Here is an 11884-nt window from a genome sequence, read left to right as displayed (position 1 = left end):
GATCAGGTGGTGTGACTACATCATGTGGTTGATCCGGAACACGTTGCCTTCCGGATCCATCAGCACCGCCTGATACCAGTTGTAATAGGTGGTATACGGCGGCTTGATCAGGGTGGCGCCCGCCTCGACGGCGATCGGCACCATGCGGTCGACCTCGGCGGGGCTGTCGACGTCGATGTTGAGCAGAAACTTGCAACCGCGGGTGTCGGAGTGCTCGGCCAGATGCAGCAGCTCATAGGCATCCGGCGCGTTGAAGCCGATGCAGCAGGTGCCCGCATCCAAACCGACAAAGATCGGCGAGCGAATCGCCTCCACTTCCGGAAAGTCGAACACCCGCTGGTAGAACCCGCTGAGCGCTTCGATGTCGCGGGCGAATACGTTGACGTAGGAGAGTTTGCTCATATCAGGCCACCTTGCTGCCGCCGAAGGTCGTCTGACGGACGAACTTGGACTTAAGGTGATCGCCGGAGCTGACCGGTGCATACCGCGGCGTCTCGCCCTCGGCCAGGCAGCTTGGCAGGCATTCGACCATCACGTCGTAGTTGGGCTGATGGAAGAACACCAGCGACTGGCGCTGCTGATCACCGGCAGCGTCTTCCGGCGGATTGATCACCCGGTGCAAGGTCGAGATCCACTGGTCGTTGGTCCACTGCATCATCAGGTCACCGATGTTGACCACGAAGCCGTCTTCCACATAAGGCACATCGACCCACTCACCGTCGCGGTTGCAGACCTGCAGACCACCCTGCGCGCCGTCGGGTTTGACGATGGTCAGGCTGCCGTAATCGGTGTGCGCACCGGCGCGCAGCTGGCCTTCCTCGATACCCTCTTTCAGGTGCGGATAACGCAGGCTGCGGAACATGCTGATGTGCTTGTCGATCTTGTCATCGAAGAAGGTTTCCGGCAGTTCCAGCGCCAGCGCGAAGATGCGCATCAGCGTGCGGGCCAGATCGCCCATGGCCTCGAAATACTCGGCATAGGCCTGTTGAAATCCGGGCAGGTCAGCGGGCCAGACATTCGGCGCGAAGTGCGGGCCGGCCATGGCTTCGGAGTAGTAGGGCTCGGCCGGTACATCGGTCGGGCCGATCGAGAAGGATTCCTTGAGATCGCCCGGCGCCGCCTCTTCCATCGAGTAGGACAGGCTTTCTTCGGCAACCGCGCTGTAACCGCGGACCATGTCCGGACGCGGACGGTCCGCCTTGCGCTTTTCGGCCATCGGCAGATCAAAGAACTGTGAAGTCAAGGCATAGACCCGCTCGATCAATTCCTTGGGAATCTGGTGCTCGGTAATCACCAGAAAGCCGATGTCGCGACAGGCCTGGTTGACCGCTTTGGCCACCTCAGCTTTACCCTCGGCAGTCCCGCCGAAATAGGGGCCAAGGTCGATAATGGGAACGTATTGAAGCGTCATACAACCGTTTCCTCCAAATGGAGCTCAGCGAGAGCACTGAGCAGAAGAAGCGACGCGAGAAGTATTCAACGCGCCATTTTCCAATCAGCGGAGACGTTTGCAGCAACTATGCCAAAAAGTGTTTTTTCTTAAAAAACAGATAGATAATGAAAACCGACCGCTTATTTTGGAACAAACGGTCTGATCTAGAGCACTCGGTTTGTGCGTTTAGCCCAAAAAAGGGGCGGAGATATTGATCTACATCAAGAACGCGGACAGACGCCCTGCAACACCAATGCCTTGAGATTGGTCAGCGTCTCGGCAAAGAAGGCCGGGTCTTCCAAGGTACGACCAGAGACGGCCTCAACCTGGGTACGAAAGTCGGCGTAGTGCTGGGTCATGGCCCAGAGTGAAAAGATCAGATGATGCGGCTCGACCGGTGCCAGCTTACCGGCCTCGATCCAGGCATTGATGACGCTGACCTTGGATTCGACGATATCACGCAACGAGCCCTGCAACTCGCCCAACAACAGCGGTGCCCCCTGAATGACCTCCAGACAGAACAGCCGGGACTCAGCCGGATGATCACGTGACAGTTCCAGCTTCACGCGCAGGTAATCGCCAATCGCCTCGGCCGGGTCCTGCTCGACGCTGAACGCCTTGAGCGGGCTCAGCCAGACATCCATCAACTGACGCAGCACATTGATGTACAGATCTTCTTTGGAAGCAAAGTAATACAGCAGGTTGGTCTTGGATACATCGGCCTGACTGGCAACCTGATCAAGACTGGTGCCGTGCAGTCCATAGCGCGAGAACACATCCAGCGCCGCCTCCATGATAGCGCTGCGCTTGGTCTCCATCAGCCGCTTGCGGCGGTTCAGCGTCGCCTCGCTGGGCACCCGGCTGCGCGCCTTGGGCTTCTTTGCAGGTGTTGCGGGACGCTGTATTTGTTTGCTCACTGGAGGGGCAGCCTTAATCCTTGGTGGTCGCATTCTACCCTTGGTAACACAGTCCAACTCAAGCCCCAAAATGGGCCCCAAAACAGAGTTGCATGCACAAACCAAGTGCTCTAATTCGGACTAAATGGTCTAACTTAAACCAATCAAACCACACAAACCATTGATTTAAATCAATAAAAAAAACATGGCCTGGATTGTGCTTTTTCCAGTTCAGCGGCCGGCCGTATACGCCGACCTTCTGAACAAATGGACCACGGAGTGCAATCCAATGAATGTAGGTATCTTCATCCCGATCGGTAACAACGGCTGGCTGATCTCCAAGAACGCGCCGCAGTACATGCCGACCTTTGATCTGAACAAGGCCATCGTGCAACGCGCCGAGCACTATGGCTTCGAATTCGCACTGTCGATGATCAAGCTGCGCGGCTTTGGCGGCGAGACCGAATTCTGGGAACACAACCTCGAGTCTTTCACCCTGATGGCCGGCTTGGCCGCCGTGACCGAACGCATCCAGCTGTTCGCCACCGCCGCCACCCTGACCCTGCCGCCAGCGATCGTCGCGCGCATGGCCTCTACCATCGATTCGATCTCCAACGGCCGCTTCGGCGTCAACCTGGTGACCGGCTGGCAGAAGCCGGAATACAGCCAGATGGGCCTTTGGCCGGGTGATGAGTTCTTTGCCAACCGCTACGACTATCTCGGTGAGTACGCCACCGTGCTGCGCGACCTGTGGACCACCGGTCGCAGCGACTTCAAGGGCGAACACTTCCAGATGGACGACTGCCGCGTCAGCCCGAAACCCCAGGCCGACATGAAGGTCATCTGCGCCGGGCAGAGCGAGGCCGGCATGGCCTTCACCGCCAAGTACGCCGACTACAACTTCTGCTTCGGCAAGGGCGTCAACACGCCAACTGCCTTCGCGCCGACCGTCGAACGACTGGTCAAGGCCACCGCAGAAAGCGGACGCGACGTCACCTCCTGCGCGCTGTTCATGATCATCGCCGATGAAACCGACGAAGCCGCCCGCGCCCGCTGGGAGCACTACAAGGACGGCGCCGACCACGAAGCCATCGCGTGGCTGGGCGAACAGGGCGCCGCCGACACCAAGTCCAAGGGTGACACCAACATCCGCCAGATGGCCGATCCGACCTCCGCCGTGAACATCAACATGGGCACTCTGGTGGGCTCCTATGAAAACGTTGCGCGCATGCTCGACGAAGTCGCCACCGTGCCCGGCAACAGCGGCGTGATGCTGACCTTCGACGACTTCATCAAGGGCATCGAAGACTTCGGTAGCAAGATCCAGCCGCTGATGAAGAGCCGCCAACACGTTGACGAGATGCTGGAGACTGCGTGATGAACAGCCTGACCAAACCTGTTGTCGGTCATGCACCGGTACGCAACAACCCGACCGATGTGATTCTGCCCGCGCGCCCCGAGTCGCTGGCGATCAACAGCGGCGAGACCGCACTGATCGTGGTCGACATGCAGAACGCCTACTCGACCAAGGGCGGCTATCTGGATCTGGCGGGTTTTGATGTCTCCAGCACCGGGCCGGTGATCGAGCAGATCGCCCGCGCCATCGAAGCGGCCCGCGCCGCTGGCGTGCAGGTCATCTTCTTCCAGAACGGCTGGGACAGCGAGTACGCCGAAGCCGGCGGCCCCGGCTCGCCGAACTGGCACAAGTCCAACGCGCTGAAAACCATGCGCAAGAACCCGGAGCTGCAGGGCAAGCTGCTGGCCAAGGGCACCTGGGACTACGATCTGGTCGACGCCCTGCAACCGCAACCGGGCGACCTTGTGGTGCCGAAACCGCGCTACAGCGGCTTCTTCAACACCGCCTTCGACAGTCTGCTGCGCGCCCGCGGCATCCGCAATCTGGTGTTTACCGGCATCGCCACCAACGTCTGCGTGGAATCCACCCTGCGCGACGGCTTCTTCCTCGAATACTTCGGCGTGGTACTGGCCGACGCCACCCATCAGGCCGGCCCGGAATTCGTCCAGCAGGCCTCGCTGTACAACATCGAAACCTTCTTTGGCTGGGTCAGCACCGTCGACGACTTCTGTAATGCCCTGACCAAGCCCGTTACTCAAGGAGCAACTGCATGAGCAAGCAAACCGTACTCCCCGCCGGCACCGGCAAACCGCTGGCCCCCTACGTTCCGGGCTCGATGGCCGATGGCATTGTGTATGTTTCCGGCACCCTGCCCTTCGACAAGGACAACAACGTGGTGCACGTTGGCGATGCGGCAGCGCAAACCCGTCACGTGCTGGAAACCATCAAGGGTGTGGTCGAGGAAGCCGGCGGCACCATGGATGACGTCACCTTCAACATGATCATGCTGCGCGACTGGAGCGATTATGCCGCCATCAACACCGTCTACGCCGAGTACTTCCCGGGCGAAAAGCCGGCGCGTTACTGCATCCAGTGCGGTCTGGTAAAACCGGACGCGCTGATCGAAATCGCCAGCATTGCCCACGTCGGCTGAGGCCGCGGCCGTGATGCATATCGAAATCCACGGCCGGCGTGATGCCGACGCCCCGACGCTGGTATGCAGCTCGGGGCTCGGTGGCGCGGCGCACTTCTGGATGCCGCAACTGGACGCACTGACCAGCGACTACCGCGTCGTGCTGTACGACCAGCTCGGCACTGGCAAGAGCCCCGCCACGCTACCCGCCGACTACAGTATCGACGCCATGGCCAGCGAGTTGCGCACGCTGCTCGCCAGCCACGGCATCGGCGACTATCACCTAATCGGTCACGCCCTCGGCGGTCTGGTCGGGCTGGCGCTGGCCATCCAGCAGGCACCGGGGCTGCGTAGCCTGACGCTGATGAACGCCTGGTCGCGGGTAAGCCCGCATACCGCGCGCTGTTTCTCGGTACGCAAGCAATTGCTGGCCGGCAGCGGGCCGGCTGCCTATGTCGAGGCGCAGGCGCTGTTTCTCTACCCGCCGGACTGGATTGCCGCCAACATCGAGCAGTTGCAAATCGACGACCGCAGGCACGTGGCGGGCTTTCCGCCGACCGACAACCTGCTGCGCCGCATTGCCGCTCTGCAGGCGTTTGCGCCGGACGCACAGGCGCTGGCCGGGGTCCGTCAGCCAACGCTGCTGATCGCCAACCGCGACGACATGCTGGTGCCCTGGCAGTGCTCGCGAGAGCTTGCCGAGCAACTGCCGAACGCCCGCCTGGAATGCTTTGACTATGGCGGCCACGCCTCCAGCGTGACCTGCCCGGACACCATCAATACGACGCTCAAGCGCTTTCTTGCCAGCGTCATTCACGACACCGAATACGCCGCCTGAGTGAGGGCAACCATGTACGAACCATTAGATCAAACCGCCTTGGCACAGCTGTTCACCGAGGCCCGCAGCCACAACGGCTGGCTCGACCAGCCGGTGCCCGACAGCCTGCTGGAAACCATCTACAACCTGACCAAGATGGGCCCGACGTCGGCCAACTGCAGCCCGGCACGCTTTGTATTTGTGCGCACCCGCCAGGGCAAGGAGCTGCTCAAGCCGTGCCTGTCATCCGGCAATCTGGAGAAGACCATGAGCGCGCCGGTCACCGTGATCGTCGCCTTTGACTCGCGCTTCTACGACGCCCTGCCCGAGCTGTTCCCGCATGCGGACGCACGCAGCTGGTTCACCGGCAGCCCGGAGATGATTTACGAAACCGCCTTTCGCAACAGCTCGATGCAGGCCGCCTACTTCATCATGGCCGCCCGCAGCCTGGGGCTGGATACCGGGCCGATGTCCGGCTTTGACGCCAAGGCGCTGGACGCCGCGTTTTTCAGCGACAGCCACTGGAAGTCCAATCTGTTGATCAACCTCGGCTACGGCGACAGCAGCAAGGTGTTCGACCGTTTGCCGCGTCTGGCCTATTCCAAGGCCTGCATTCTCACCTGAAGGAGCCCATCATGCTCGCAGCCAAGATAGTGGAACCCATGCCCGCCCCGGTCACCAAGGACGCCTTCCGCAACGCCATGTCGGTGCTGGCGTCAGCCGTCAACGTGGTCACCACCGATGGCCCTGCCGGCCGCGCCGGCTTCACCGCCACCGCCGTGTGCAGCGTGTCGGACGAGCCGCCAAGCCTGCTGGTCTGCCTCAACCGCAGCGCATCGGTGTACGACATCTTTCAGACCAACGACCATCTGTGCGTGAACACGCTGACCTGCGATCAGCAGGCGCTGTCCAACCTGTTCGGCGGCAAAACGGCGATGGATGAACGCTTCGCCAGCGCCGACTGGAGCACCGACATCAGCGGTGCGCCGATGCTGGACGACGCGCTGATCAACTTCGATTGCCGCATCAGCAACCGGGTCTCGGCCGGCAGCCACGACGTTCTGATCTGCGAGATTCTGGCGATCCGCCAACGCGACAGCGGCGACGGCCTGGTGTATTTCCAGCGTCGCTATTGTCAGCCGGTCTGACACCGGGTGCCTCGCCGCATTAACGGCGAGGCACCTCCTGCTTCAGCTGACCACGCGGTAACACGGCTCGTAGTCGGCACCGCCGGGCAGCTTCATCCGGTGCTGATCGACAAAGGCCTGCAGCAGCGCATCCAGCGGCTGCATGATGCGCGGGTCGCCGTGAATGCGGTACGGCCCGTGCTCCTCGATCAGACGAATACCCTTGTCCTTGACGTTGCCCGCAACGATCCCGGAAAACGCCCGGCGCAGATTCGCTGCCAGTTCGTGCGGCGGCACATCCAGCGTGAGCTGCAGCGCCTCCATGTTGGCGTGGGTCGGATCGAATGGACGCTGGAAACTTTCCTCAATGTGCAGCAGCCAGTTGAAGTGGAAGGCGTCGTTGCGCTCGCGCCGGAACCGCTCCACCTCTTTGAGACCGGCGGCCATGCAGCGCGCGACCTCGGTCGGGTCGTCAATGATGATGCGGTAGTGCTGCTGCGCCTGCGCACCGAGGGTTTCACCGACAAAGGCATGCAGTTGCTGCAGATAGGCCTCGGCACTGCGCGGGCCGGTGAGGATGACCGGGAACGGCAAATCACGGTTGTCCGGGTGCATCAGGATGCCCAGCAGGTAAAGAAACTCCTCCGCCGTGCCGGCACCGCCCGGGAAGATGATGATGCCGTGGCCCACCCGCACGAAGGCCTCCAGGCGCTTCTCGATGTCGGGCATGATGACCAGTTCGTTGACGATCGGGTTTGGCGCTTCGGCGGCGATGATACCGGGCTCGGTGATGCCGAGATAGCGTCCCTCGAGGACGCGCTGCTTGGCATGGGCAATGGTCGCGCCCTTCATCGGACCTTTCATCACCCCCGGCCCGCAACCGGTACAGATGTCCAAATTGCGCAGGCCCAGTTCGTGGCCCACCTTCTTGGTGTACTTGTATTCCTCGATGCTGATCGAGTGCCCGCCCCAGCACACCACCATCTTCGGCTCCAGCCCGGGGCGCAGGGTGCGGGCGTTGCGCAGTAGATGGAAGACGTAATCAGTGATCCCGGCGGAGCTGTCCAAATCCACGCGCTGACCACCCAACTCGCTTTCGGTGTAGACGATGTCGCGCAGCGCACTGAACAGCATTTCCCGGGTGCTGGCAATCATCTCACCATCGACAAAAGCATCGGCCGGCGCGTTGATCAGCTCCAGCCGGACGCCACGATCCTGCTGGTGAATCTGCACTTCAAAATCGGCGTAAGCCTCAAGAATGGTCTTGGCGTTATCGACCCGCGCGCCGGTGTTGAGAATCGCCAGTGCACACTGCCGGAACAGCTGATGCAGCCCGCCGGAGCCGACTTCACTGAGCTGCTGCACCTCACGTTGGGAGAGCGTTTCCAGGCTGCCTTTCGGGCTGACTGATGCATTGATTACTCTGGTTTGCGTCATGCAAGGCTTCCTTGGCGGACGCCGACGGTCATCATCGTCGGCGTAACAATAGATACGACCTCCTGGGCCGCAACGGCAACTTCATTCTCGACCCCGGCAGGCTACCTTGGCAATCGCCGTTGAAATAACGCTCGAGGAACCGGGCGAAGCAAAGCAATGCGCCGCCCCCTGACTCGCGCAATAGCATCCGCAACACCGTCTACCACTGGCCGCCCCCTCAGCTGGCTGCCAACACCTGGCGACTGCGGCCCAGCGCAGCGGCTTCCACAGGACGGCCAAACAGGTAGCCCTGAAATACCTGGCAGCCGCTGTCGACCAGAAAACGCATCTGCTCGACCGTTTCCACGCCCTCGGCCACGACTCCCAGACCTAGGGTGCGGCCCAGCGCAACGATAGTGCCGGCGATCGCTGCGTCGTTGGCGTCGGTCAGTACATGGTCGATGAACGACTTGTCGATCTTCAACTGATCCATCGGCAGGCGCTGCAGATAACTGAACGAGGAGTATCCGGTTCCAAAGTCATCCAGCGAAAAGCGAATACCCATCTGCCGTAGAATCCTCATCTTGCTGATAGTGCGCGGCAGGTTTTCCTGCAACATGCTCTCGGTCAACTCCATGCGTAATCTGGCCGCACAGGCACCGGTGCTATCGATGATCGCAGCCACCTGATCGACAAAGTCATCCTGGTTCAGTTGCCGGGCACTGACATTGACTGCGATATGCCAGTCAGCCCGTTCCGGGTCCTGCGCCCAGCTGGCAAGTTGAAGACAGGCTGTTTTCAGTACCCACTGTCCAATCGACAGAATCAGTCCGCAGTCTTCGGCCAGAGGGATAAAGGTGGCAGGTGACACCATGCCCAGCTGTGGGTGTTGCCAGCGGATAAGAGCCTCGACACCCAATATCCGCTGCTGCCCATCCACTACCGGCTGGTAGAACAGACAGAACTCATCGTTATCCAACGCCTGGCGCAGATCGCGCAGCAGCATCGCCCGCTCGAGCACCTCGGTCTGCATCGCCGGATCAAAGAAGCAGACCTGATCACGTCCAGCGTCCTTGGCTCGGTACATTGCCATGTCAGCCTGCTTGACCAGCTCCTCAGCCTGATCGTCGTTCAGCGTGAACAGCGTCACTCCGATACTCGGCGACACCGATAGTTGCAGGTTGGAGAGCAGGCAGGGCTCACCGAGCCGCTGACGAAGCTGTTCCGCTCGAACGACAACCCGCGCAATGACCTGCTCCAGATCACAGCCCAGATCTTCGAGCAGCAGTACAAACTCGTCGCCGCCCAGCCGGGCCACGGTATCAACATCGTGCACCATCTGCTGTAACCGGCCAGCGACCTGACACAGCAGCGCGTCGCCTTGGGCATGGCCAAGGGTATCGTTGACCTCCTTGAAGTTATCCAGATCAATCATCAACACCGCACCATAACTACCGCTGCGCACAGCCTTGCGGGTCGCCTGCAGCAGACGCTCGGTCAACAGTCGACGATTGGGCAATCCCGTCAGCTCATCATGCAAGGCAATATGCAACGCCTGCGCCTCTGCCTGCTTGCGCTTGGTGATGTCGGCACGAATCGCGATGTACTGCTCCGGTAAACCGTTGTCACCGACAAAGGGTACGATGGTGGTCTGCACCCAGTAGAGCGAGCCATCCTTCGCCCGATTACAGACCTCACCATTCCAAACCTCGCCATGCGCGATGGTGCGCCAAAGCTCGGCGAAGAACGCCCGCGGATGAGTGCCCGAGTTGAGCAGGCTGTGGGTTTGCCCGATCAGCTCATCGCGCGCATATTGGGAGATCGCACAAAACTTGTCGTTGACCTTGGTGATCACGCCGCGCGCGTCGGTAAAGGCAACAATCGCGTGAGCATCAAGCGCCAGCCGGATATCGCTATTCTCGCGCATCGACAGCTCGAGTTTGCGCAGGCTCTGCTCACGCACAGTGGTATCGGTAAAGATCGCCATGACCCCCTCACCGTCGGGCACCACGACCGCATGGCCATGTCGCTGCTCGCCTTGCGGCGTGCAATAGCCTCCATCCAGCTGGCCACGCTCACCATTCAGCGCCTGCTGCAGTAACGGCAGCAACTGTCGATAGCTGGCGCTGTCGATCAGCCGCTCAAGGGGCATGCCATCGACACAGGAGGTCGCGCGCAACAAGCTGCGGTCAAAAGCCGGATTGCTGTAACGCACTCCCAGGCGCTTATCCAGCCGGACCACACCAACCGGTAGGCTTTGCATCAACCGGTTCAGCTCTTGCTCCTTGGCCCGCGTCCGCTCGCTGGACCGGCTGAGCAGGGCGTAGGGGTCGTGCACCGCGACAATAAAGGCAGCGCGGTAGATACAGGAGTAACCGACCACCTTGTAGATATGGCCAAGCAGACTAATAGCGTCGGACGGCTCGACATAGTTGGTAAACGCCAGCTCGCCCACCCCCATGACAAAGCTCGCCAAACCAAGCCAAAGAAAACGCGAATTGCTCTCGCGTCGATAACGGGTGAAAAACCAACCGGCTAGCAACAGGTTGGCCGCGCTCAGAACATATTCAATTCGAGCCTTGAATGATGTAACTCCAAGCCCCGGCACATAGGTATCCGGCAGATGCGGCAAGGCATATACACCGGTTAGCAGCAAACCCGCGAACAACAGCACCGCAGCCGTCAGCCAGCGCACCGGGGTGCCAGCGAAGCGCGCGCCCGCGGCAACCAGGAGCAGCGATAGCGCCTCGGCACTGCGCCCTGCCAGCCAGAAAAAGATAGACAGCTCGATACTGCCATCCACAATCAGTGATGGCATGCCAGCGTAAACCAGAGCATGCGCCAGATCGGTTCCCGCCACCAGGGTGAAGCCAAAAATCAGGACATTGGCACGTGGCAGGTCGCGCTTACCCAACGAACCCCAGGCGATGGTTATCACCATCACCGACACAACCACTGCAACCAGCTCTAGCAACAGATGAACTGACAGATAATCCTGCGGCCGCGCGACAAACAACGGCACCCGGGGAAGCGCCAGGGCAACCACCATCAACGCAGCCGAAACCAGGCAAGCGAGCACGGCGTATCGCCACTTTGGATCACCATCAGGGTCCATTCAAACACTCCGGGTATACAGATGCTGCAGCAGGACTTACACGTCTCAGCGGCATTCGGTGAGCTGACTATTCACTGCGGGAAGACGGCACGTCTGACCGCACCGGAGGGTCTCGTCGAGCCGGGCCGTTTTTGCAACAGCCGTTCGGAAAACAAAAAAGGCCTGCGATTTCTCGCAAGCCTTTTTTTGTGTTTTGGTGCCGGCACCAAGAGTCGAACTCGGGACCTACTGATTACAAGTCAGTTGCTCTACCAGCTGAGCTATACCGGCGCGGGGTGCATTATATATCGCCAGATTTCTGTGTAAAGAGAGTAGCAACACCCAGGCACTGATTATCTTGGTTTTTTTCCTGCTCATACCGTTGGTCTACTTGTGCATGACTTTTCGACCAGCACTTCATAAAGGCTATGCAAGCCCTTGTTTTCATGCATCAAAGACAACTGATCAACATTTGACCTGACCCCGCAAAGCCGCATGCTTTCTCGCTTTGGGGTGGTTACTACAGTGTCATCAACACAGTTATACACAGAAGGCGTGGATAACCACAGATACGCACAAGCTGTGGATAAGTCTGTGCGCAAGCGGTTCACAG

General features: G+C 60.2%; 11 protein-coding genes and 1 tRNA gene. 6 read left to right on the top strand and 6 right to left on the bottom strand.

Annotated features, from left to right (window positions below; genetic code table 11):
• Nucleotides 1-15: 15 nt before the first annotated feature.
• The 3 genes from C1949_RS08665 to rutR form a co-directional block, all read right to left on the bottom strand.
• On the bottom strand, nt 16-402 hold the full coding sequence (locus C1949_RS08665; RefSeq protein ID WP_088277161.1) for a VOC family protein: 387 nt from the start codon (nt 400-402) through the stop codon (nt 16-18).
• Nucleotide 403: 1 nt separating this feature from the next.
• A complete protein-coding gene (locus tag C1949_RS08660; protein WP_104738084.1) occupies nt 404-1411 on the bottom strand; it encodes an isopenicillin N synthase family dioxygenase in 1008 nt (335 codons plus the stop codon).
• Nucleotides 1412-1653: 242 nt separating this feature from the next.
• On the bottom strand, nt 1654-2382 hold the full coding sequence (gene rutR, locus C1949_RS08655) for an HTH-type transcriptional regulator RutR (RefSeq protein WP_104738083.1): 729 nt from the start codon (nt 2380-2382) through the stop codon (nt 1654-1656).
• Between the two features lie 235 nt (nt 2383-2617).
• Here rutR and rutA point away from each other — a divergent pair, with 235 nt between their 5' ends.
• From rutA to rutF, 6 genes are read left to right on the top strand one after another with little or no spacing between them, the layout of a single operon-like run.
• Nucleotides 2618-3706 carry a pyrimidine utilization protein A gene (gene rutA, locus C1949_RS08650; protein WP_104738082.1) on the top strand — a complete coding sequence of 363 codons (1089 nt, stop codon included), beginning with the start codon at nt 2618-2620 and terminating at the stop codon, nt 3704-3706.
• Nucleotides 3706-4458, top strand: coding sequence for a pyrimidine utilization protein B (gene rutB / locus C1949_RS08645; protein WP_104738081.1), 753 nt, complete (start codon nt 3706-3708; stop codon nt 4456-4458). The genes rutA and rutB overlap by 1 nt, the downstream gene beginning before the upstream one ends.
• The gene (rutC, locus tag C1949_RS08640; protein ID WP_104738080.1) at nt 4455-4838 is read left to right on the top strand and encodes a pyrimidine utilization protein C; all 384 of its coding nucleotides are present in this window, start codon (nt 4455-4457) and stop codon (nt 4836-4838) included. The genes rutB and rutC overlap by 4 nt, the downstream gene beginning before the upstream one ends.
• 13 nt (nt 4839-4851) lie before the next feature.
• Nucleotides 4852-5655: a pyrimidine utilization protein D gene (gene rutD, locus C1949_RS08635; protein ID WP_104738079.1), complete on the top strand. Its 804-nt coding sequence runs from the start codon at nt 4852-4854 to the stop codon at nt 5653-5655.
• 12 nt (nt 5656-5667) lie between these two features.
• Nucleotides 5668-6258: a malonic semialdehyde reductase gene (locus tag C1949_RS08630; protein WP_104738078.1), complete on the top strand. Its 591-nt coding sequence runs from the start codon at nt 5668-5670 to the stop codon at nt 6256-6258.
• An 11-nt stretch (nt 6259-6269) separates the two neighbouring features.
• Nucleotides 6270-6782 (top strand): NADH-dependent FMN reductase RutF, encoded by a 513-nt coding sequence (gene rutF, locus C1949_RS08625; RefSeq protein ID WP_104738077.1) that lies wholly within the window; start codon nt 6270-6272, stop codon nt 6780-6782.
• A 42-nt stretch (nt 6783-6824) separates the two neighbouring features.
• Here the strand turns inward: rutF and ppnN are convergent, their stop codons facing one another.
• The 3 genes from ppnN to C1949_RS08610 form a co-directional block, all read right to left on the bottom strand.
• Nucleotides 6825-8198: a nucleotide 5'-monophosphate nucleosidase PpnN gene (gene ppnN / locus C1949_RS08620; protein ID WP_104738076.1), complete on the bottom strand. Its 1374-nt coding sequence runs from the start codon at nt 8196-8198 to the stop codon at nt 6825-6827.
• Nucleotides 8199-8415: 217 nt separating this feature from the next.
• Nucleotides 8416-11292 (bottom strand): bifunctional diguanylate cyclase/phosphodiesterase, encoded by a 2877-nt coding sequence (locus C1949_RS08615; RefSeq protein ID WP_104738075.1) that lies wholly within the window; start codon nt 11290-11292, stop codon nt 8416-8418.
• A 194-nt stretch (nt 11293-11486) separates the two neighbouring features.
• Nucleotides 11487-11562: transfer RNA gene (locus C1949_RS08610), tRNA-Thr, on the bottom strand.
• Between the last annotated feature and the right edge of the window lie 322 nt (nt 11563-11884).

This window comes from Halopseudomonas oceani, from assembly GCF_002903165.1.
Lineage (GTDB): Bacteria > Pseudomonadota > Gammaproteobacteria > Pseudomonadales > Pseudomonadaceae > Halopseudomonas > Halopseudomonas oceani.
Note: the sequence above shows the minus strand (reverse complement) of the source record. Positions and strands in the feature narration are given on the sequence as shown.

What these genes read in the sequence shown, in the direction of transcription:
- C1949_RS08665 (WP_088277161.1), bottom strand. Translation starts at nt 402, where the DNA reads ATGAGCAAACTCTCCTACGTCAACGTATTCGCCCGCGACATCGAAGCG.
- C1949_RS08660 (WP_104738084.1), bottom strand. Translation starts at nt 1,411, where the DNA reads ATGACGCTTCAATACGTTCCCATTATCGACCTTGGCCCCTATTTCGGC.
- rutR (WP_104738083.1), bottom strand. Translation starts at nt 2,382, where the DNA reads ATGCGACCACCAAGGATTAAGGCTGCCCCTCCAGTGAGCAAACAAATA.
- rutA (WP_104738082.1), top strand. Translation starts at nt 2,618, where the DNA reads ATGAATGTAGGTATCTTCATCCCGATCGGTAACAACGGCTGGCTGATC.
- rutB (WP_104738081.1), top strand. Translation starts at nt 3,706, where the DNA reads ATGAACAGCCTGACCAAACCTGTTGTCGGTCATGCACCGGTACGCAAC.
- rutC (WP_104738080.1), top strand. Translation starts at nt 4,455, where the DNA reads ATGAGCAAGCAAACCGTACTCCCCGCCGGCACCGGCAAACCGCTGGCC.
- rutD (WP_104738079.1), top strand. Translation starts at nt 4,852, where the DNA reads ATGCATATCGAAATCCACGGCCGGCGTGATGCCGACGCCCCGACGCTG.
- C1949_RS08630 (WP_104738078.1), top strand. Translation starts at nt 5,668, where the DNA reads ATGTACGAACCATTAGATCAAACCGCCTTGGCACAGCTGTTCACCGAG.
- rutF (WP_104738077.1), top strand. Translation starts at nt 6,270, where the DNA reads ATGCTCGCAGCCAAGATAGTGGAACCCATGCCCGCCCCGGTCACCAAG.
- ppnN (WP_104738076.1), bottom strand. Translation starts at nt 8,198, where the DNA reads ATGACGCAAACCAGAGTAATCAATGCATCAGTCAGCCCGAAAGGCAGC.
- C1949_RS08615 (WP_104738075.1), bottom strand. Translation starts at nt 11,292, where the DNA reads ATGGACCCTGATGGTGATCCAAAGTGGCGATACGCCGTGCTCGCTTGC.